Annotated in this window: 16 protein-coding genes; 10 read left to right on the top strand and 6 right to left on the bottom strand. The window is 64.2% G+C overall.

Annotation, left to right across the window (positions count from 1 at the left end):
* Positions 1-56 precede the first annotated feature (56 nt).
* The 4 genes from recJ to eutM form a co-directional block, all read right to left on the bottom strand.
* A complete protein-coding gene (gene recJ, locus VLE48_08055) occupies positions 57-1,790 on the bottom strand; it encodes a single-stranded-DNA-specific exonuclease RecJ (GenBank protein ID HSA92948.1) in 1,734 nt (577 codons plus the stop codon).
* A gap of 5 nt (positions 1,791-1,795) precedes the next feature.
* Positions 1,796-2,257: a hypothetical protein gene (locus tag VLE48_08050; GenBank protein HSA92947.1), complete on the bottom strand. Its 462-nt coding sequence runs from the start codon at positions 2,255-2,257 to the stop codon at positions 1,796-1,798.
* A gap of 69 nt (positions 2,258-2,326) precedes the next feature.
* Positions 2,327-4,087, bottom strand: coding sequence for an aldehyde dehydrogenase family protein (locus tag VLE48_08045; protein HSA92946.1), 1,761 nt, complete (start codon positions 4,085-4,087; stop codon positions 2,327-2,329).
* 115 nt (positions 4,088-4,202) lie between these two features.
* Positions 4,203-4,511 (bottom strand): ethanolamine utilization microcompartment protein EutM, encoded by a 309-nt coding sequence (gene eutM / locus VLE48_08040; protein HSA92945.1) that lies wholly within the window; start codon positions 4,509-4,511, stop codon positions 4,203-4,205.
* A gap of 154 nt (positions 4,512-4,665) precedes the next feature.
* Between eutM and VLE48_08035 the strand changes: the two genes are divergently transcribed.
* From VLE48_08035 to VLE48_07995, 9 genes are all read left to right on the top strand, one after another.
* Entirely contained in the window at positions 4,666-4,944 is a 279-nt protein-coding gene (locus VLE48_08035; GenBank protein ID HSA92944.1) for a DUF507 family protein, read from the top strand.
* Positions 4,941-5,216, top strand: a complete 276-nt coding sequence (locus tag VLE48_08030; protein HSA92943.1) for a DUF507 family protein — start codon at positions 4,941-4,943, stop codon at positions 5,214-5,216. The genes VLE48_08035 and VLE48_08030 overlap by 4 nt, the downstream gene beginning before the upstream one ends.
* Positions 5,217-5,344: 128 nt before the next feature.
* Positions 5,345-7,651 carry a histidine kinase gene (locus VLE48_08025; protein ID HSA92942.1) on the top strand — a complete coding sequence of 769 codons (2,307 nt, stop codon included), beginning with the start codon at positions 5,345-5,347 and terminating at the stop codon, positions 7,649-7,651.
* A gap of 67 nt (positions 7,652-7,718) precedes the next feature.
* Positions 7,719-8,531, top strand: a complete 813-nt coding sequence (locus VLE48_08020) for a LytTR family DNA-binding domain-containing protein (protein HSA92941.1) — start codon at positions 7,719-7,721, stop codon at positions 8,529-8,531.
* A gap of 365 nt (positions 8,532-8,896) precedes the next feature.
* On the top strand, positions 8,897-12,454 hold the full coding sequence (locus tag VLE48_08015) for a TonB-dependent receptor (protein ID HSA92940.1): 3,558 nt from the start codon (positions 8,897-8,899) through the stop codon (positions 12,452-12,454).
* Positions 12,455-12,634: 180 nt separating this feature from the next.
* Entirely contained in the window at positions 12,635-14,116 is a 1,482-nt protein-coding gene (locus VLE48_08010) for a M20/M25/M40 family metallo-hydrolase (GenBank protein HSA92939.1), read from the top strand.
* A gap of 418 nt (positions 14,117-14,534) precedes the next feature.
* Positions 14,535-15,656 (top strand): tRNA epoxyqueuosine(34) reductase QueG, encoded by a 1,122-nt coding sequence (gene queG, locus VLE48_08005; protein ID HSA92938.1) that lies wholly within the window; start codon positions 14,535-14,537, stop codon positions 15,654-15,656.
* A gap of 177 nt (positions 15,657-15,833) precedes the next feature.
* Positions 15,834-17,627: a tetratricopeptide repeat protein gene (locus VLE48_08000; GenBank protein ID HSA92937.1), complete on the top strand. Its 1,794-nt coding sequence runs from the start codon at positions 15,834-15,836 to the stop codon at positions 17,625-17,627.
* Positions 17,628-17,677: 50 nt separating this feature from the next.
* Positions 17,678-19,564, top strand: coding sequence for a hypothetical protein (locus tag VLE48_07995; GenBank protein ID HSA92936.1), 1,887 nt, complete (start codon positions 17,678-17,680; stop codon positions 19,562-19,564).
* 70 nt (positions 19,565-19,634) lie between these two features.
* On the opposite strand, the gene VLE48_07990 is transcribed toward VLE48_07995, so the two are convergent.
* Positions 19,635-19,820 carry a cold-shock protein gene (locus VLE48_07990; protein HSA92935.1) on the bottom strand — a complete coding sequence of 62 codons (186 nt, stop codon included), beginning with the start codon at positions 19,818-19,820 and terminating at the stop codon, positions 19,635-19,637.
* 386 nt (positions 19,821-20,206) lie between these two features.
* Between VLE48_07990 and VLE48_07985 the strand changes: the two genes are divergently transcribed.
* Complete coding sequence (locus VLE48_07985) at positions 20,207-21,712, top strand: alkaline phosphatase family protein (protein HSA92934.1); 1,506 nt, start codon at positions 20,207-20,209, stop codon at positions 21,710-21,712.
* A 25-nt stretch (positions 21,713-21,737) separates the two neighbouring features.
* On the opposite strand, the gene VLE48_07980 is transcribed toward VLE48_07985, so the two are convergent.
* Positions 21,738-22,474, bottom strand: a 737-nt coding sequence (locus tag VLE48_07980; GenBank protein HSA92933.1) for a S9 family peptidase, incomplete at its 5' end; no start/stop codon positions are given.

Raw genomic sequence — 22,474 nt, 5'->3', positions numbered from 1 at the left:
TTTACGCGAAGCGCGACGGACTGGCTCCAAGGCTTCCGAGCCATGCCGCTCATCCACTACACGCAAGGTCTGGCGACATCCGCCACCGTGAGTTGCAGTCCGCCGAACTCGGGATGGCTGTTCTCATCGAGCGTAAAGGCGAGATCCACCATGTCACCGGAGGCCAACCCGAGCTCCACGACTTTTTCGGCCATCCGCCAGCCCAAGGCATCGAACGCGCGGCGGATTTTGTCTCCCGCGCCGGGTTGCGCCACCCGCAGCTTCACGTGCTTCTCCTTGATCACCTGCGGAGGCTGCAGGATACGCACGCCGCGCGCCACGAACACCGGCTCCGGATTCCCTATGCCGAACGGCGCGAGCGGTGCGAGCGACCGGTAAAGCGCGGGCGTCACATCATCGAGTGCCAGTTCGTCGTCGTACTTGAGCACCGGCACGAAGCTGTCCTCCGTCAGTCGGGCCCGGGCATGGCCATCCACCGCGGCGCGCAGTTCGGCAACTCGCGCCGAGGGCAGCGCGAAGCCCACCGCGTAGGCGTGCCCGCCGTAGCGCGTGAACAAATCGCGGCAGGACTCCAGCGCGTCCAGCAGTTGGAAACCGTGGATGGACCGTCCTGAGCCGTGCGCTTCTTCTCCTTCGCGCGCGATGACCAGCGTCGGCCGGTGGTAACGTTCCACTACGCGCGTGGCCACGATGCCGATCACGCCGCGGTGCCAGCCTTCTCCGTCCACCACCAGGCAATAGCTCTCGCGCAGCGCGCGGTCTTCCTCCAGCCGTTGGAACGCTTCTTCGACGATGCGGCGCTCCTCTTGCTGGCGCTCGGCGTTGAGCTGATCCAAACGCGTGGCCAGTTCGCGTGCGCGGGCTTCGTCGCGAGTGGAAAACAGGTCCACCACGTCGTGCGCGATCTGCATGCGCCCGGCGGCGTTGATGCGCGGCGCCAGGCGAAATGCGACGTCCCCGGTGGTGAGCGGCCGCCGGCCGTCGAGCGCCGCCACTTCCATCAGCGCCTTCAGGCCCGCATTGGCGGGTGAGCGCAGCCCTTCCAGCCCCAGGCGCGCGAAGACGCGGTTCTCGCCTTCCAGCGGCACCGCATCCGCGATCGTGGCCAGCGCCACCATCTTCAGGAACGACGGCAGCAGGCGCTCCCGCCCCATTTTCTCCAGCAATGCCTGCGCCATCTTGAACGCTACCCCGGCGCCGCACAGCGACTTCGAGGGATAGGCGCATCCCGGCTGGTTAGGATTCAGCACGGCGAAGGCTTCGGGGACGCCCTCTTCCGGATGCGGCAGGTGGTGGTCGGTGACGATCAGGTCCACGCCCGCGCGCCGCGCCGCTTCGGCCGCCGCGAAGGCGCGGATGCCGGTATCCACGCTCACTACCAGGCGAACGCCGTCGCGCGCCGCCTGCTCGATGACGGAATCCTTCATGCCGTAGCCGTCTCGAATGCGGTGTGGGATGTGGAAGTCGGCCACGCCGCCGGCCAGCTCAATGGCGGTCTTCAGGATGACGATGGCCACCGTGCCGTCCACGTCGTAGTCGCCGTAGATGAAGACCTTTTCTTTGCCGGCGATGGCCGTTTGCAGACGCTCCAGCGCCTTCTTCATGCCGGACATGGCGAAGGGCGAATGCAGGTCGGCGAGCGATGGAGTGAGAAAACGGCGTGCGGCGTCCGCATTCGAGATGCCGCGTGCTACCAGGATGCGCGCCGGCAGCGGGTCAAGTCCCGCGCTGGCGCAAAGCGAGGAAACCTGGCTGGGATCAGGCGCGTCCGCGCGACGCTGCCAGCGCACGGCGGTCAGCGCTCGTCGTCGGCGCCGGCTTCATCGCCGACGTTGCCGAAGTCTTCCGCCAGGTCGAGCAGGGCTTCGTAGCGCTCGTACCACTCGGTGGAAACTTCGTAGAGCAGCGCCGTGCCCTGGTACAGCCAGCCGATCTGCACGAAGCCGGTGCGGCCGATGTAGGTGCGCAGCCAGCGCGCTTCTTCCAAGTCTTCCGGATCCGCGCGCTTCGACCGGTTCAGGCGCTCGATCAGCGTATCCACTTCCTGGCGCGTCAGCGGGCCGCCGTGCATGGAGAGGAAGGTTGCGCCGCCGCCCTTGGCCAGCTCGACAAAGTCTTTCCACGAGTCCGGCGCTTCGTTCTGGTCCCACAGCACGGTTTGCACTTCTTCGCCCACGTAGCCGTGGAAACGCCGCAGCCCATGGCCCTCGATGAAAGCGGTCATGTCGTCCATCAGGCTGGTCAGGTCGTCCTGCATAGGAGGATCTCAGCCCCATTTGAGCACGGAATGAATGGCGAGCGCCACTCCACGGCCGAACGGAACGCTTCAGGATTCGGTGATCACCAGCACGTCGCGTCCGGCTGCCAGGTCGCGCGCTGCGGGCGTGACGATGGTCTTGGGGCCGACCAGTATCTTCTGCTTGCGCTTCAGCGCCACCTCAACCTCCGCCACGCTGACGAACTCCACCGCCCGCGGCTTGGGACGCGTGACGGCAGTAGGAGCAGGTGGAACTGCGGCGGCGGGCGGCGCTGGCGCCGGCGGTGACACCGCCGGTTTGCGCGCCAGGAAGCGCTCCACCGCGCGTGCCGCCGCGATCCGCTCCGGCAGGGCAAGCACAACTGCCTCCGTCGGCTTTTCGCTCCCGCAAGCGCAGGCCGCAGTCGCGGTTTCCGCGGGCGCCGCAGCCGGCGCGGCCACGGCTTGCTCCCCGCCTGTCGCGGGACGCTTCTCATAGGCCACGCGCTTCAGGTTCACCAGGTGCATGGGCGAGATGTTGTCCGAGGTGATGTTGCCGCCCATGGCCCCGCACCCCAGGGTCATCGCGGGAAACAGGTTGGTGGAAGCGCCGATGGAGCCCTGCGGCGCCGGACTGTTCACCACGATGCGTCCCGCCGGCATGCGCACTCCGAACTCGCGGATGGCCTGGTCGTCGCGGCTGTGGATCACCACCGTGTGTCCCAACCCGCCGAAGCGCAGCAGGCGCTCGCACAGGTCGAAGGCTGCGGCCCGGTCGGGCGCGAAGTACAGCGCCAGCACTGGCGAGAGTTTCTCCGCCGAAAGCGGATGCTCGCGTCCCACGCCGCCGAGCTGCGCCACCAGCACGCGCGTATTTTCCGGCACGCGGAAGCCGGCCAGTTCGGCCACGCGCATCGCCGATTTCCCCACATACTTGGGATTGATGGTGTGGGCTTCGAGGTTCACCATCTGCTTGCCCAGAGTCTCCGTTTCCTCCGGCGTGAGGAAATAGGCGTGATTCCGGCGCAGCTCGTCCATCACCGCCCCGCGTACCGCCTCCTCCGCGACGATGGCTTGCTCCGAGGAACAGATGGTGCCGTAGTCGAAAGTCTTGCCGAAGACCACGTCGCCGACGGCTTTTTTCACATCTGCCGTGCGCTCGATGAACGCCGGCACATTGCCCGGACCGACGCCGAACGCCGGCTTGCCGGAGCTGTAAGCGGCCCGCACGATCCCCATGCCGCCCGTGGCCAGCACCACCGCCGTGCGCCGGTGTTTCATCAGTTCCTGCGTGCCGGCCTGGGAGGGCGTGGTGAAGCAGCAGATCACGTCTTCCGGCGCGCCGGCTGCGATGGCGGCTTGCCGCATGAGCGACACCACTTCGCACGTGCAGCGCATCGCCGAAGGATGCGGACTCACCACGATGGCGTTGCGTCCCTTGAGTGCGATCAGGATCTTGTAGATGGCCGTCGAGGTGGGATTGGTCGAAGGCAGAATCGCGGCCACGACACCCACCGGCACCGCCACTTCGAGGACGCCCGCGGCCGCATCTTCGCGCACCAGGCCCACCGTCTTCATGGCGCGGACCGCCTCATAGACGCGCCGGGAGGAGAACAGGTTCTTCTGGATCTTGTCTTCTACGCGTCCGTAGCCGGTTTCCTCCACCGCCATGCGCGCAAGCTTTTCGGCGTTGGCCGTCGCTACCGCCGCCATCGCGTCGATCACGCGGTCCACCTGCTCGGCGGTGAAGTGCTGGAATTTCTGGAAGGCGGCGTGGGCGCGCTCGACCAGTTCGCGAGCTTCGGAAACCGAACGCTCGTCGGGGTTAGTGGCCTTGGCGGTTTCGGGCATGGGGGAATTGCCGAATTGGCGGATTTTCGAATGGACGAATGGAGAGGCTAGAAAAGGCCGGCTCGCGCGGCAATCAAGTCAAATTCGACAATTCGTCCATTCGTCAATTCGTCAATCAGCCCAGGGCTCCCTTTTTCCCTGCCGGCGCGTTGCCGCTGATCATGGGAAGGGACTTCTCCAGATCGCCGTGCGGGCGCGGGATCACGTGCACGCTCACCAGTTCGCCCACGCGACGAGCCGCAGCGGCTCCCGCGTCGGTCGCGGCTTTCACGCTGGCCACATCGCCGCGCACCATGATGGTCACATAGCCGGCCCCGATGTATTCCTTGTGGACCAGCTCCACGTTGGCGGCCTTCACCGCCGCGTCCGCGGCCTCGATGGAACCTACCAGGCCCTTGGTCTCGATCAGTCCCAGCGCTTCCATACCGCCTCCCCTCGGACTCGCGGCCATACGCGTACTGCCCGGCAGCAGCCGGGTAAAGCTACCACGCGCGCTAGCGCCGGTCAACGGACCCGGCTCGCCGCAGCGCTGTGCTAAAATTTTCTGTTTCCATCACAGGGTCTTCCGCACATCTAGCATGCACCTTTCAAGAGAATATGTGGGCTATCTGGCCCGCGAAGTCGTGAAAAAACTGATTGCTGGCGAGTTCATTGAGAGCAAGGAGCCCGCCGCCGTCACCGCCCGCGTGAACGAGGCGATGCTCGAGGAAGTCGCGCTCGAGGACCGCATCAACGACGAGGTGCGCGCCATCCTCGAACAGTACTCGGAGGAGATGCGCCGTACCGGCGCCAGCTACCAGGAAATGTTCAAGAAAGTGAAGAACGAGCTGGTACGCAAGTACAAGGCGGTGCTATGAGGCTGAGCCGCGACAAGGTGAACAAGCTCGCCCACGTCATCGCCGACGCCCTGGCGGAGATCGACGCCGTGGAGTTCCTCGAGGATCGCAACACCATTCGCCAGGAAGCCCGCCGGCTGCTGGAAGAGTTGCTGAAGGAAGAAGAGAAGATCGATGCGGTCGCCCGCCAGAAGATCGAAAACCAGAAGCGCACCATCCTGGAAGGCTCGGCGGAGTGGGACATCCTCTACCGCAAGTATTACAACGAGGAAGTGAAGAAGCTCGGCATCTAGCCGGACTGCAGTTTGTACGCATTTCGTCCCTCGGAATTGCCGCTTCGTCCCCGCGAACTGTGCTCTTGCCCGGCACCTGTCTTCCCGCGCAACCCGCGGACGGTGTAGAAGTGAAAATCCCGCCTCCTATGCAAGAGAACCGCTGGACACGCTGGGGCCTGGTGTTGGCCGCCTGGGTGGCGCTGGGCGTGTTTTTTGCGACCCAGTCGTACCTCGTACGCGCCTACTACGGGCATCCCTTCCCGTTCAGCAAGGCCCTCAAGTATTCCCTGACCATCTTCCTGGTGTGGGCCGCCCTGACGCCTCTGGTCGTCTTCGTCACCCGGCGACTCGCCACGTTGGCCGTGCCCTTGTGGCGGCTCATCCTGCTGCACCTGGCGGTGGGCTCGGTCTTCTCCGTGCTCTACAACCTGGTCCGCACCTTCCTGTGGCCGGTGCTGAAAATGAACGTGCCGCCCACCCTCTCGCTGCTCGACCGCTTCCAGACGTTCCTCCAGCTGACGCTCTATCGCGATGTGCTCTTTTATCTGGGCATCGTAGGCGTTTGGCATGGGCTGGCTCACTACCGCCGTTACCGGGCGCGCGCCCTGCACGCCTCACAACTGGAGACGCGCCTGACCCAGGCGCGGCTGCAGACGCTTTCCACGCAACTCCATCCCCATTTCCTCTTTAACACTCTGCATGCCGTCTCTGCTTTGGTGCACAGCAACGTAGCTGCCGCCGAACGCATCCTGGCGCGCTTGAGCGATCTGCTTCGCCTCACGCTGCAGAGCGCTCAGGTCCAGCAGGTCACCCTGAAGCAGGAATTCGAATTCCTCGAAGCCTACCTGGAAATCGAGCAGACCCGCTTCCAGGACCGGCTGAGCGCCGCACTCGACCCGGACGCAGATACGCTCGATGCCCTTCTGCCCACCATGCTTCTGCAGCCGCTGGTGGAGAATGCCGTCCGGCACGGCATTGCGCCGCGCTCTAGCGCGGGGAAAATCGTGCTTCGTTCGGAGCGTTTGAACGGCCGCCTGCGCCTGGAAGTGCGTGACAGCGGCCCCGGCCTTCCTTCGGACTGGAAGCTCAGCGAGGGCGCAGGCCTGGGCAACACGCGCGCGCGCCTGGAACAGATCTACGGCCGGGAGCAGAGCTTCGCGCTCGGCCGCGCTCCCGAAGGCGGCCTGCTGGTGGCGATCGAGATTCCGTACCGCGCCGCCGCCGGCGCTTCCTCCGAACGCGCTCCCTCCGCCGAGGCCGGCCCGCAATTCGAGGACGAAGCTCCCGCCGAGAATTTCGTGCACGCCCCACAACATGCCGCTTCCGTTTTCCTCCCCACGCGACGCTGGCGACGCTGGCTGATGATCCTGGGCGCATGGACGGTGGTGGGCCTCTACTTCGCTGGCGAGAACTACTCCTACACGGTCTACCTGGAACGACCCATCGAGTGGTGGCGGCTCGGCATCTGGTGGCTGACCAATTTCTATATCTGGGCCGCACTGACTCCGCTCGTCCTCTACATGGTGCGACGCTTTTCCCTGGACCGCGACTACAAGAGGCGTGACCTTGGTATCCACGCCATCGGGAGCCTGATGCTCGCGGCTCTCCATTCGGCCATCTGGATTCCGGTTGCCCCTTTGGTCCAACTGCGCCCCATGCGTCCCAATATGTCCACTTGGGACGTTTACAAGAGCTATGTGGTCGCCGACCTCCACTTCAACATTCTGAGCTACTGGGCCATCCTGGGTATCTGGCACGCCGTCCACTACTACGGGAAGTCGCGCGAGCGGCAGTTGGCGGCGGCGCAGTTGGAGCGCAGCCTGACCCAGGCGCGCCTGGAAGCCTTGCGCATGCAGTTGCAACCCCATTTCCTCTTCAACACCCTGCACGGCATATCCACCCTCATGCACCGCGACCCCGAAGCCGCCAACCATTTGATCGTCCGCCTCAGCGACCTGTTGCGCCTGACCCTCGAACACCCCGGAGCCCAGGAGATTCCCCTCAAGCGTGAACTCGAATTCTTGGAACCCTACCTCGAGATTGAGCGTACCCGTTTCCAGGACCGGCTGACGGTAAGCCTGGAGATCGATCCGGTCACGCTGGATGCATGCGTGCCCTGTCTGATCCTGCAGCCGCTGGTGGAGAACGCCGTGCGGCACGGCATTATGCCGCGCAGCTCCAGCGGGCACATCGAGATCCGGGCCCAGCGCCAGAACGGCGTGTTGCGGCTGGAGGTTAGGGACGACGGAGTCGGGTTGCGCCAGAACGGAGGCCGCGAAAGCTCCGGCATCGGCCTGGGAAATACCCGGGCCAGGTTGGAGCATCTATACGGCCGGGCTCACCGTTTCGAGTTGACTCCGGCGCCCGGTGGCGGCCTGGTGGTAAGTCTTGCCATCCCCTTCCACGAATACCAGCCTCTGTCCAGCAACCAAATTGACGTTAGCCACGTCTAATAGGTCAACGCGGGTCTGTAGTGGATTTTGGGGTGACCCGCAACGCCCAGCACCTGGACGGTAGCAATTGGCGATTCGGGCACTGATCGTCGATGACGAGCCGTTGGCAAGAGAGCGCATCCGCTCGCTCCTAAGGGAAGAGCCTGACATCGAATTGGTCGGTGAATGCTCCGATGGGCGCAAAGCTGTCGCCGCCATCCGCAAGCAGCCCCTGGACCTGCTCTTCCTCGACGTGCAGATGCCCGAAATGGACGGCCTTGAGGTGCTCCAGGCCGTGGGTCCGGATACCGTACCCGCCGTCATTTTCGTCACCGCCTACGATGAATACGCGCTGCGCGCCTTCGAAGAGCGCGCTCTGGATTATCTGTTGAAGCCCTTTGACCGCGAGCGCTTCCGGCGCGCTCTGGAGCGGGCTCGCATCCACTTGCAGGGCCGCCAGGCAGGCGAAGTGAATCAACAACTACGCCAGCTCATTGAGACTATCCGCCGCAACCCTGACGCGGTTGCCGTTCCGCACAATGGCGGCTCCGACAAGCTGCCGTCCCCTGCCGAACGCCTGGTGGTCAAGTCGGGCGGCCGCGTTTACTTCCTCAAGACGGAAGAGATCGACTGGATCGAGGCGGCTGGCAACTATGTGCGCTTGCACACCTCGCGAGATTCCCACCTGGTGCGCGACACCATGAACAGCGTGGAGGCCCGTTTGGATACTTCGCGCTTCCTGCGCATTCATCGCTCTACCATCGTGAACTTGGAGCGCGTCAAGGAATTGCAGCCCTGGTTCCACGGAGACTACGTCGTCTTGCTGCGTGACGGCACCCGACTGACGCTGAGCCGCAGCTACCGCGACCGGTTGCAGGAGATTCTCGGCCGCGCCATCTAGCTGCTAGTCTGAATTTGTTTTCGGTCCATCACAGAGATCAGCGCGCTTCATCACTATTTCCCTCGGTGGTAACCAAGTCCTCAGTCCGTAGTTTTCGCGTTTCTCCTACCAGCTTTCATAACCGCCTTCCCGAACCATGTAGAACCGCAGGCCGATGGATCACCACCGGCTAAGCTGGGCGGCCCTGGGGTAATCCGTTCTGCGTTGTCGCCCGTAGTTTCGTCACTGTCCACGCTCGTATCGTCCCAGACTCGGGCGCGTGCCTGCTTTTGGCATGACAAGTGCCAATTGGACTTCGCCGTCATCCCCATCGGATGACCGGCGATTCGGCGATCGCGACAATGAACGATCCCAAGGAGAGACGTATGACAAAGAAGCTAAGCAGCATCCTGGCCATCGGGATGACGCTGCTGCTGGGTGCGAACTTGGCATTCGCACAGGGCATTGTGACCGGCACCATCACGGGCACAGTGCAGGACCAGCAGGGTGCGGTCATCAGCGGCGCCAAGGTAGCTGCCCGGGAGGTCAATACCAACCGGGAATTCAAGGCAGAAACGGATGCCACCGGACGATTTAGCCTGCGCGCGCTGCCGGTCGGTACCTATCGCGTGACCATTGAGGCCGCCAATTTCAACCAGTTCACGCTGGATCAGGTTCCGGTCAACATCGCGCGCGACACCGATCTGGGAACACGCACGCTGACGGTGGGCGCTACGGAAGTCGTCAACGTGGAAAGCGCTGCGCCCCAGATCGAGTCCACTACCACCCAGATCTCCACCAGCTTCCAGAGCAAGGACGTTGTGCAGCTTCCTGTGGGCACCGGGTTTGACTCCCTTGCCCTGCTGGTGCCCGGCGTCGCTTCGGCGGGTGACAACGGCTTCAGCAACAACAACGGAGCCGATATCTCTGCCAACGGCCAGCGCGGCCGCTCCAACAACTTCCTGGTAGACGGCCAGAGCAACAATGACAATTCCATCGCCGGCCCTCTCCTGTTCATCGGCAACCCCGACGTGGTCGGGGAATTTCAGGTCATCACCAACTACAGCGCAGAGTTCGGCCGGAACGTAGGTTCGGTGGTCAATTATGTGACCAAGAACGGAACCAATAGTTTCCATGGCACGTTGTTTGAGTTCCACCAGAACTCGCTCTTCGATTCCCACACCAATGAGGAAAAATCGGGTGTGTTCGGTTTCTGCCAGAGCGGTCAGGATCCAACCACCACCGGTTGTACTCCGGTGGAAAAGGCCCCGAAGTACATCGATAACAAGTTCGGTGGCACTATCGGCGGCCCCATCGTGCACGACAAGATGTGGTTCTTCGCCTCGCAGTACTGGCAGCGTGTCCGCACCGCCGGTGCCCTGTTCAGCTCTGCTCCCTTCTCCACGCCGACGCCGGCCGGAATCGCGACCTTGCAGGCTGCCTTCCCGGGCAACACGTCGGTGGCGGCTCTCTCCGCCTTCGGCCCTTACTCCGTTCCCGTCGGAGCGACGAGCGCAGGCACGCCTACGACTCTCACCGTGTCGGATGGCGTAACTTCAGCCGATGTGGAATTCGCGCCCATCAGCCGTTTTCTCGCGCAACCGTTCAACGACTATGAACTGCTGGGCCGTTATGACTGGCAAGTCTCCGACAAGGACCGTTTCTTCGCCCGCTACTTGTTCCAGAAGACGGTATTCACCAATGCCAGCGCCTTCAGCGGAAATGACTTCGCCGCCGGCGCTTTTGTCGACGTTCCCGGACAGACCCAGCAGATCGGCCTGGACTGGACGCGAACCTTCACTTCCCGCTTCGTGAATACCTTCCGCTTTAACTACCTGCGGGCCGACATCGGCTTTGAGGACGGCGGTTTCCCCGGCTGTTCTCGCGCCGACGTGACCAACTGTCCCACCCGCATTGGCTTGGGCGGATTGAACCTGGCCTTTGGACAGAACGCGGGCTTCCCGCAAGGCCGCCTGATCAACAATTCGCAATGGCAGGACAACGCCTCGTGGATTGTGGGTCGCCACACCTTCAAGTTCGGCGGCGAGTATGTCCGGCAGCGTTCCCCGAACACCTTCTTGCCGAACATCAATGGTGCTTTTACGTATAGCACCGCCGCTGCTGGCTGCCCGGTAGCTAGCGGACCATCGGGCCAGGAGTGCTCTTTTTCGCGCTTCCTGCGGAATACGACCACTACCTTCAACCTGGCGGATGGCAACCCGCGCACCAACTTCAAAGAGCAGGATGTGGCCGCCTACTTCCAGGATGAATGGCGTGTGAAAGACAATCTGACCCTGATCATGGGGCTGCGTTATGAGTTCTTCCAGCAGGCCATCAACCTGCTGCACGACCAGAGCGTAGCGCGCCAGACGGGTCCCGACCCGTTCTGGGATCCTTCCCTGCCTCTGGAAAGAACCACGGTGCCGTTTGTTCCCAACGACACCAACAACTTCTCTCCCAACATCGGCTTCGCTTGGACGCCGAGGTTCTGGGAGGGCCTGTTCGGCAAGGACCAGACCGTCATCCGCGGTGGCTTCCGCCTCTCGTATGACCCCTCCTTCTACAACATGTTCCTGAACGTGGCCACCTCCGCCCCCTCGCTCAACCTGGGGACCATCAACACCCCGGTGGCGATTCCGGCGGGTGCCACCACCTTTACAGGAGCGGAACTCCGGCCCGCGCTGCTGTCGCTGATTCCGACCGGCGTCGGAATCGACCCGGGCTTCCGGACGTTCACTACTGTCGCGCCGAACTTCCACAATCCTTACTCCGAACAATGGAACCTCGGCGTGCAGCGGCAGCTCACCAACAAGTTCGCCGCGGAAGTCCGCTATGTGGGAAACCACACCGTGGGCAACTTCCGGAGTGTCAATGGAAACCCGGCGCTGAACCTTCTGATTGCCAACGGCTTCGGCAGCGTGATTCCGGCTGGCCTGACGCCTTGCACGGACGCCACTGGCGGCCTGGGCGGCGGACCCATGCCGGGTTTCGCCAACGGCAACGTCAACTGCAACAACCGCAACGTGATCGAGCGCGGCAACTTCGCGTTCTCCATCTACCACAGCCTGCAGTCCCGCCTGGACATTCAGAACTGGCACGGCCTGACGGCGCGCGTCAACTACACCTTCAGCAAGACCATCGACAATTCCAGCGAGGTGTTCTCCACCCTGGCGGGCGGCAACACCCTCTCCTTCGCGCAGAACCCGTTTGACACCAACCGGGCCGAGCGCGCCGTGAGCGGTTTGGATTTCCCGCACGTGGCTTCCATCGCGCTGGTCTACGAGCTGCCCTTCTACAAGAAGCAGGAAGGCCTGCTTGGGCATCTCCTCGGTGGATGGCAGTGGCAGACCACGTGGCGCTATGCCAGCGGTCAACCGATCACCGTGGCGCAGTTCAAGGAAGGCTTCTTCTGCGATCCGACGAATGCCTTCAGCGGAGCGTTTGACACCTGCCGGCCGATCCTGAGCAACCCGCTGGCAGCCGTGGATAGCGTGGGTCGCTGCACCGACGAAACCCTGGCGGACTGCGGCCTGATTAACGAGAGCATCTTCGAGACCACCGGGGCGCTGCAATCGATCTCCGCAGACAACGTGCACTGGATCATCAACGATCCTACGGCGGCGCTGTTCTTCGGATCGCCCTTCCTGGGCACGCCGCGGAATACCGTCCGCGGGGAAACCACCAACGCCGTCAACTTCGGTGTTTACAAGAACACCAAAGTCAGCGAGCGGGTCACGGTGCAGTTCCAGTTCCTGGCCTTCAACGTGTTGAATCGCCAGTTCCGGGGCACCCCCGATCCCTTCGCCCAAGACGTCTCGACCGATCCGACGCTCCACTCGTTCATGAACACCTTCTTCAACGCCAGCGGCAACGGCCAGGCTAATGCCACCGAACTGGGCATTAGCCGTCGCCGCCTGAGCTTTGGCGTGAAGCTGATTTTCTAACTGCAAGCGCTGTCCCTCCGGGGGAGCCTTCGGGCTCCCCCGCTTTTTCGTTATCCCTCCACCGGGACTCCGGCCCTGCGATAATCCTTGGCTATGCGTTGCCTAAGATCGCTCTCGCTTTTGATGTTCGCCCTTTTCCTCGGCACTCCTGGCGTTTTCGCTCAGGAAAACCAGGGCGCCATGTCCCGCGACCAGGTTCGCGCCTGGCGCGTCGCCCACGAAGCGGACATCCTGCAGGAGTTTGCCGAGCTTCTGGCCATCCCCAATCTCGCGAGCGATACCGAGAACATCCGCCGCAACGCCGCGCGCATCGCGCAGATGATGGAGCGCCGCGGAGTTTCCGTGCGCCTGCTCGGGCACGGAGATGCCCCACCGGTGGTCTACGGAGAGCTGCGCGCGCCCGGGGCCGAGCGCACCGTCATCGTCTATGCCCACTATGACGGGCAGCCTGTGGACGCCTCCGAATGGACCGGCCAACCCTGGACGCCCGTCCTGCGCGACCAGGCGCTGGAGAACGGCGGCAAGGACATTCCCTGGCCCAAGCCGCGCGAAGCGACGCAGCCCGAATGGCGCGTCTACGCTCGTTCCGCCAGCGATGACAAGGCGCCCATCCTCGGCTTCATGGCCGCGCTCGATGCCCTCCGCGCCTCCGGCATCCCCCCTTCCGTCAACCTGAAGTTTTTCTTCGAAGGGGAGGAGGAAGCCGGCTCGCCTCACCTCGCGGCCATCCTCAAGGAGAACGCCGAGTTGCTGCGCGGCGATCTGTGGCTCATTTGCGATGGACCTGTGCACCAGTCGCGGCGTCCGCAGATCGTCTTCGGCGCTCGCGGAATCGCCGGCGTCGAGATCACTCTCTACGGCCCGATGCGCACTCTGCACAGCGGACACTACGGCAACTGGGCTCCCAATCCCGCCGCCGCTCTGGCACACCTGCTGGCCGGCTTGCGCGATGCCGACGGCCGCGTCCTCGTGGCCGGTTTTTACGACGATGTCCGCCCGCTCACCGAAAGCGAGCGCCGCGCCCTCGAGCAGATGCCCGAGATCGAATCCGGCCTGAAGCGCACCCTGGGGCTCGCGGCCACCGAAGGCCGTGGGCGCAGCCTCGCCGAACTGGTACTCGAACCGGCGCTGAACATCCGCGGCCTGCGCAGCGGCGCGGTGGGCCGAGAGGCGCGTAACGCGGTGCCGGTGAGCGCGACGGCTTCACTCGACATCCGCCTGGTGCCCGATCAAGCGCCGCAAAAGGTTGCCGAGCGCATCGAAACCCACCTGCGATCACAGGGCTACTTCATCGTGCACCAGGAACCGGACATGGAGACGCGCCGCCAGCACCCGCGCATCGTCCGCCTCGCTTGGAGCCTCGACTATCCCGCCGGCCGCACTTCCATGAATCTGCCGGCTTCACGCGCGCTCACGCAAGCGGCGGAAGAGGCCCTCGGCCGCCCGGTGTTGCGGGTGCCCACTCTCGGTGGCAGCGTGCCCATGTATCTTTTTCTTGAAGACCTGCACACCCCTACAGTGATCCTGCCCATCGCCAATCACGATAACAACCAGCACGCGGCCAACGAGAACCTGCGCTTGCAGAATCTCTGGGACGCCATCGAACTTTACGCCGGAGTGATTGCGCGGCTCGGTCCCATTTGGCCCGAGCAACAACACTGAACCGCGAAGCAGAGTGTCCCCGGATGCGGCGATTTGGTCCCTACTTTCGGCCGCTTTGTCCCAAACCGCTTTCCGGCGGCCCTGGCGCCAAATAGGCTGCCTGCCGGGTGAGGATTCCGCAACCCCCTCGACAGCGGAAATCCATCGGGTGAGCTTTTTTCCGGTCCGGCCGGACGAGGCGCCTCCCAACCCAACGCGATGCCGGAAGCCGCGACACTTCCGGCATCCAGCCAGCGGGCACGGGCTCTCCCGAGGTGCCTCCCGGGAAATCCCGGCAACGGGCGCTGGCGCTGCGTCGTCGGGAAACGGCCTGCGGGTTCGCCTGCCGCGAACCAGCAGGGACGCAGTGAGTCGGCGTCCGTTACCCGCGCGGCCCCGGTGTCTCCGCGTTTCCCATCGGTATCCTGCGGGCGAGATAATGTACTCGCTCTCCGTGCCCAGCTACTCCCAGCTCTCCCGGCTTGCCAGGCAGGCCGCCAGCGACGCCGGTTTCGACCTGGCCGGCATCGCTCCGGTGAGCCCGTCCGCTCACCCCGAGTTGGACTACTTCGCCCGCTGGATCGAGGCTGGCCGCGCCGGTGAGATGGAGTATCTCAAGGCCCGCGATGCTGAAGGCCGCCTCCGCCGCGCGGCTCTGGACTCGGTGGCGCCCTGGGCCCGCTCGGCGGTGGTCTGCGCCATCAACTACAACAGCGACGCCCCCTACAGCACCGCTCCCTCTCCCCAGGACCGTGGCTGGATCTCCCGCTATGCCTGGGGCCCGGCGGACTACCACGAGAGCCTCCTGGCCCGCCTCCGCCGCCTGGAGGCGGCTCTGCGCGAGGCAGCCGTCGCCGAAGGGCTTGAGTTCCAATCGCGCTGCTACGTGGACACCGGCCCGGTCATCGAGCGCGTGCTGGCGCGCTACGCGGGCGTCGGGTGGATCGGCAAGAACACCTGCATCATCGACCAGAAGTTGGGATCGTGGCTGTTCCTGGGCGTCGTCCTGACCTCGCTCGAGCTCACACCCGACCTGCCCGCTCCCGATCGCTGCGGCTCCTGCACGCGCTGCATCGATGCCTGCCCCACCGGCGCCATCCCTGCGCCTTACGAGCTGGATGCCACCCGCTGTATCGCCTACCTCACCATCGAGAAGCGCGGCGCCATCCCCGAGAACTTGCGCGCCGGTGTCGGGCGCCACGTCTTCGGTTGCGACATCTGCCAGGACGTCTGCCCCTGGAACCGCCGTGCGCCGGCTACTTCACTTCCCGAGTTCCAGCCTCGCCCCGAACTGGTGAACCCGGCCCTCGACTGGCTGGCCTCGCTCGACGCCGATCAGTTCCGGCAGATGTTCCGCGGTACTGCCGTGCGCCGCACCAAGTTCTCCGGCTTGCGGCGCAATCTGGCCGTCGCCATGGGCAACTCCGGCGACCCGCGCCTGCGGCCCCAACTTGAGGCCCTGGCCGCTGATCCCGACCCAGTAGTCGCCGAACACGCCCGCTGGGCGCTGGGGCGGCTCGGCCAGCCCTCAAACGGCGCTCGCCTCCCGAGATCGTCCTGATTCCTCCTGCCCCACTCGACTGCGCGCTCGCCTTCCAGAACGGATCTCAGAGTTGGGTGCGAGCACACGCAGAACGGTGCTACGATGTGCAGACTCGAACCCGGGAGTTGCCCCATGAAGGACTCCAATTGTCTTTCCGGGCCCCGTCAGCGTGGTTTGCTGTTTGTGATCTGCTCTTTGCTCCTCCTCTGCTCCGCGGCGGGCGCTGCGGAACCGCAGTGGGTCGAGGTCCGTTCTCCCAACTTTTCCGTAGTCACGGACGCCGGCGAAAAGCGGGGGCGCGAGGTGGCACTGCGCTTCGAGCAGATGCGGGCCGCGTTCGGCACTCTCATTCTGCGCAAGTCGGTGTCCATCCCGGTGCCGCTCCAGATCCTTGCCTTTCGCAACTCCAGGGGTCTGCGCCAGGTTGTCCCCATTTGGAAGGGCAAGCCGGTGGATCTTGCAGGACTGTTCCAGCCCGGCGAAGACCGCAACTTCATCGCTCTCGACCTCTCCGCGGAGAGCAAATGGGAAACGGTGTTCCACGAGTACGCCCACATGCTGCTCAATGCCAACTTCCCGCGAACGCAACTCTGGTTCGACGAGGGGTTCGCCGAGTACTACGCCACGATCCAGATCGGCAGCAAGGACGTGCAGGTCGGCGCCCCTCGAGTGGGTTCCGTTTACACTCTGCAGCGCAATTCCTGGATGCGCGTAGTGGATCTGTTCAGCATTGCGCACGGCTCCAAGGAGTACAACGAGACTGGAGACCGGCGCTCTATTTTCTATGCCCAGTCCTGGCTCATGACCCACTACCTGTTCGACACCAGGAAACTCAAGGAGGCTTCGACCTACTTTGACCTGGTCCTGAACCGCGGGCTGCCGATCGACCAGGCCATCCGCCAGGCCTTCGGCTTGGAGCCCAAGAAGCTGGATGACGAACTGCGGCGCTTCTTCAGTTCCGACCAGGCGCTGCTGTACACCTTCCAGACGCCCATCAGCGTAGAAACCGCCAACACCTATAGGGTGCGGCCTCTCGGGCCTCCGGACGTCAAGGCTGTAATGGCCGACATGCACCTGCATTCCCCACATTACTTCGAGCAGGGGGCCACGGAGTTTGAGGAGGTTCTGCAGCTCCAGCCGGACAACGCCGCAGCCCACCGCGGCTTGGGCTACGCTTTTTTGCGCAAGAACGACCTTGACCAGGCCGACTTGCATTTCCGTCGCGCCGCCGAACTCAACGCCGACGATCCACGCGTGCACTATTTCGCCGCCATGCTCATGAGCCGGCAGGCCTTTGGGCCGAGTGGCCAGGTCGAAAAGTTTCGGGAAATGACGGCGCACCTGGAAAAATCCATCTCCCTCAACCCGGAGTTTGCTGACGCGCATAACCTCCTGGCCATGGTTCATCTGTGGCAGAGGGAGCCTGAACGGGCGATCGCGTCGTTCAAGCGCGCTCTCGAGCTCAGCCCCCGCGTCGAACACTATGCCGTCAACCTTGCCCAGGCGTATGTGGCAGCACGGCAGATGGACGAGGCCAAGGCTCTGCTCCAGCACCTGCAAAACAGTAACGACCCGACGGTGGCTCAGAGAGCCACGGACGACCTTGCAAGGCTGGAGATCCACTCGAGCGCACTGCCCATGCTTCAGGCACAGTCAGGCCCTGTTTCAGAAACCGCAGAAAGCGTCACGCAGTCGGCGCCCGCGCATCTCGACCGGCGGCCTGTCGAGAGCCTTGAAGGCAGACTGCTCGCTGTGGAGTGCTCGGAAACCTCGGCCATCGTGACTATCCTTTCCGGGAACAAGACATGGAAGCTGCGCGTGCGAGACCGGGAAAAAGTCATCCTCATCGGGGTGGATGACTTCGACTGCGCGTGGCGCGATCAGGACGTCATCATCAATTACCGTCCCGGAAGCGAAAACGAGGGCGACGTGGCCACCCTCGAGATCCGTGTCCCGGAACAGGAGCGCGTACCCCTTAAGCGTAAGTGATGGGCCTCGGCCGGGAACCCTGAACCGCGTCACGGTGTCATCATATAGACATGCTCACCCGTCCCAGGCACGGGTTTCGGCTGCTCTTCAGTCTCCTGCTGGTTCCGGTCTTCGCCCTGGCCGCCGAGCCGCGCTGGGTCGAGGTGCGCTCGCCCAACTTCTCCGTGGTCACCGACGCCGGCGAGCGCCGCGGCCTGGAGATCGCGCTCCGATTCGAGCAGATGCGCGCGGTGTTCGGCACCCTGATCTTCCGTTCCCGCGTCAGCCAGCCCATCCCCTTACAGATCGTTGCCTTCCGCGACTCGGGCGAATTCCGCCGCTTCGTCCCGGTTTGGAAGGGCAAGCCGGTCGAAGTCACGGGCATTTTTCAGTCCAACCACGACCGGAACTTTGTGGCGCTCGACCTGTCCTCCGGCGACCCCTGGAGCACGACCTTTCACGAGTATGCACACGCCCTGCTCAACGGCAACTATCCGGAAACCCAGCTCTGGTTCGACGAAGGCTTCGCCGAATACTTCTCCACTATCGAGATCGGCAACAAGGAGGTAACCATCGGGCGGGCGCCCGCTTCCGCCCAGGTGCTTATGTCGGGCCGGCTCATGCCCATGCGCGACCTCCTGGCCGTGGACCGCAACTCGCCCGTCTATAACGAGACCGGGAGTCGCCGCTCCCTGTTCTATGCGCAGTCGTGGCTTCTGGCCCACTATTTGTTCAGCAAGGGGAGGCTGGCAGAAGCCGGAACCTACTTCGATCTGCTGCACAACCGTCGCCTGCCCCCGGACCAGGCCTTCTCCCAGGCGTTTGGCCAGACTCCGGAAGATTTCGATCGCGAACTGGCTGCCTACCTGCGCGTCAGCCCACGTCCGTTGCAGCGCAGTGAAGCTCCTGCCGGCATTGACACCGCCGGCTACCAGTCGGAGCCGCTCGAAGAGGTCGAGGTGCGCGCCGTGCTTGCCGATATGCATGCCCACTCCGTTAATTACCTGGATCAGGGCGTGCGCGAGCTTCAGGATCTGGCCGCCATCGCGCCCCAAAGCCTGGCTGTTCAGCGTGGCCTCGGCTACGCGTTCTTGCGCAAGGATCAGTTCGACCGGGCCGCCCAACACTTCCGCAAGGCGGCCGCCCTCGATAGCAACGATCCTCGTCTCCACTATTACTTCGCCCTGCTTCAGCAGCGCGTTCTCCAGGCCACCGGGCGCGAGCCAGATGACGTTTGGGAAGTGATCGACGCGCTGGAAAAGTCCATCTCGCTCGATCCCACATTCGCAGACGCCTACGCCCTGCTCGCCATCGCTCACATGTGGACCAACGATGCGGACGCAGCCATTACTGCCATGCGCAACGCCGTCCGGCTCAGCCCCCGCAACCTGGTGTACCAGGCGGATCTGAGCCGCTTCTATGTGGCCGCGCAGCAGTGGGACCAGGCAGCCGCCATGTTCGACCGCCTCGCGCGCTCGAGCGATGCCCAGATCGCTGCCGATGCCGTCGCTGAGCTTGACCGTATCGCCAAGTACCGCGAAGACCCCCCCGCCAAGCCCGTGCGTCAGGCTCGCCCGCCGCGCACCGACCAATGGGAATCACCCAAGTGGAAGCGGCGCGTTCCCGTCGCCCCGGTGGCGGGCCGCGAAGAACCCGAAGACGCCCCACCGGACATGCGCCCGGTGGAGAGCCTCCGTGGCCGCCTGCTGGCCGTCGATTGCTCGCATCCCACCGCCGCCATGGTTTCCATCGCCGTCGGCCAGCGCACCTGGAAGATGCACGTGAAGAACCGGCAGGGACTTCTCCTCATCGGCGCTGAAGAGTTTTCCTGCGCCTGGCGGGGCCAGGAGGTGGTCGTCAACTACCGCAAGTCCGGACCCGACTCCGGCGACCTGGCCTCCCTCGAGATCCGCACCCTGACCGCCGAACCCGTCAAGCTGAAGTTCCTGGCGCCGTGAGGTCCGCGGCAAAAAAGAAGCCCCTCCCGGCGCGACACCGGGAGAGGCCGAATCTGGTTGGAAGATCGCGTTAGACGCGCACTACGTTGGCCGCATGGAAACCTTTTGGCCCCTGCAGCAGGTCGAACTCCACCGTCTCTCCTTCGTTCAGCGTGCGGTACCCGTTCTCCTGGATGGCGGAGAAATGGACGAACACATCCTCGCCACTGGCCCTCTGGATGAAGCCGTAGCCCTTGGCCCCATTGAACCACTTCACTGTTCCCTTTTCTCTTGCATCACTCACAACTGCACCCCTTTCGCCTCAGCTTCCAGAAATTCTCCCCAGGACACCCAGAGAGAGCAGGTTGCTCGATTGCTTCCCAGTCTCACGCCGCAAGGGGATGGGCAGAAACGCCGCCGCCCCGGAACGGAGTGCGCCGTCCCGGGCGTGCCTCCCGGCAGCCCTGCTACCACGTTGTGGTATGAGGAGTTCGACTGCGAAGTACAAAACCGTCAACCTGATCCCGCCGGCGTAGCCGCCAGCGAGAAACGGCATGATATTCACCCCGCGCTCTCTTGGCAAGGGGTTCGGCTGTACGAAAGTAACTTCAGCTGCCGGAGCCCCAGGAATGCCCGCCCCGCACCCGTGGAATAATGGCGGACATGGCGAAGTCCGCCGGCCGCGAGCTGGTGCTTTCCCTGTCGCTCGCCAATCTGTGCTTTTTCGAGACCTGGCACCGCTTGCTCTTCGCCGATCCGTTCTTCATGCCCGCGTGGTCCGGCCTGGACTTGGCCGCGCTCGCACTCAACGTTGCCCTGCTTTCGGCCTTCTTTTGGATCTTGATGTCCGCCGCCCGCCGCTCCCCGTCGCGCCTCCTCGATGCGGTTCGGAAGGCGTTGCCCCTGCTGGCCCTGCTGGTCTTCCTGAATCTCCTGGCGTTGCGTTACGACCGCGCGCTGCGTGATGCGTGGGCCTCGCGCGAAGGACCGTTGCTGGCCGCGGCGCTGGCGCTCGCGCTCGTCTATGCTGCCATCCGCTGGCACCGTCCCGTGCTGGCCGCCACGGAAGTCTTTGCCTTGTCACTGGCGGCCTTCGTGCCGGTCACCTTCGGGCAGGCGGCCTGGCGTCAAATCAACTCCGCCGCGGCTGCCGATACCCGGCCCGCGCACTCGCTCAGCCTGCCGGTTGCCGGCGGTCGCCGCGTGGTCTGGATCGTCTTCGATGAGATGGACGCCCGGCCCGCCTTCCTGGCGCGTCCTCCCGGCCTGAGCCTGCCCAACCTCGATCGCTTGCGCGCGCAAGCGCTCTATGCCTCCGCAGCCCGCCAGGCCGGACTGCAAACCGTGGCGTCGTTCACATCTATCATCGCGGGACGCCAGGTGTACGGCGCGCGCCCGCAGGCAAACGAGCTTCTGGTCAGCTTCCAGCCGGATGCGGAACCCCACGAAGCCTTCAGCCGGCAGCCCAGCCTCTTCTCCAAGGCCCGTGAAGCGGGCTTCGCAACGGCCGCGGCCGGCTGGTACTTTCCCTATTGCCGCCTGCTGGAGTCCTCACTTACGCGCTGCGCATGGCAGCCCATGGACGCTCCGCCCCGCGCCGCCGACCCCGCCTTCGCCGCCATCGTGGCCGAACAGTGGCGTAGCTTGCTGCCGCTGGAAAAGCGAAGGAACCACCGCTCCCTGTATGTCTCCCTCATGCGCGCGGCCCGTGACTACGTCGCCGACCCTTCTCTCGGACTCGTCCTCATCCACGTGCCCGTGCCCCACGAGCCCGCCATTTACGACCGCGGCGCTGGTGCCCTCACCCTGCTGAGCTTCCGCCAGAGTTGGTATGAGGACAACCTGGCGCTGGCGGACCGCGCCCTGGGCGAGCTGCGCGCGGCCATGGAGCAGGCCGGAACCTGGGACAGCAGCACGGTGCTGGTCACCTCTGACCACTCTCTGCGTTACTACCGCGACTTCAACACCCAGACCGATTCCCGGGTGCCGTTTCTGCTGAAGCCCGCCGGACCCGCGCAGCCGCTGACCTACTCATCGGAGTTCAGCGCGCTGGCCACCCATGGGTTGCTGCTGGCCGCCCTCCGCGGCGAAATCACAGACACCGCCTCCGCCGCCCGCTGGCTGGACGCTCACGCCGCCACGTCTTCAACTTCTACTTCGACCGACTAGGGAACTACTGGGTACTCGCCACTCGCTACTTCTTCAAATGCTCATCCACCCATGTATTCACCGTCTCATACCACAGGCGGCTGTTCTGCGGCTTGAGCACCCAGTGCCCCTCGTCTGGGAAGTACAGGAACTTCGACGGCACGCCCTGCCGCTGTAGCGCCGTGAACATCTGCAGCCCCTCGGAAACGTCCACGCGGTAGTCGAGCTGCCCGTGGACGACCAGCGTCGGCGTCTTGAACTTGGCCACGAACCGGTGCGGTGACCAATGGCGGTACATCAGCGGATTCGCCCATGGAGTGCCATGGAACTCCCACTCCGGGAACCACAGCTCTTCCGTGCTGCCGTAGGAGGACTCGTTGTTGAAATCGCCGTCGTGCGACACCAGGCACTGGAAGCGCGTGGTGTGTCCAGCGATCCAGTTCACCATGTAGCCGCCGAACGACGCTCCCAGCGCGCACACTCGCCCACGGTCGAGAAAGGGATACTTGGCGAGCGCGTAGTCCAGGCCCGTCATCAGGTCCCGGTAGGCGCCGCCGCCCCAGTCGCCGTTGATCTTGTCGATGAACGCCTGCCCGTAGCCGGTCGAGCCGCGGAAGTTGATCATCACCACCACGTACCCGCTGGCGGCGAAAAGCTGCGCGTTCCACCGATAGGTCCAGGAATCGCCCCACGCCCCCTGCGGCCCGCCGTGCACCAGGAACTTCACCGGATATTTCTTGCTGGCGTCGAAATCCGGCGGCTTCACCAGGAACCCCTGGACCT

The organism is Terriglobales bacterium (assembly GCA_035454605.1).
In the GTDB taxonomy this organism is placed as follows: domain Bacteria; phylum Acidobacteriota; class Terriglobia; order Terriglobales; family Acidobacteriaceae; genus DATMAB01.
This window is presented reverse-complemented; position numbering and strand designations above follow the sequence as displayed.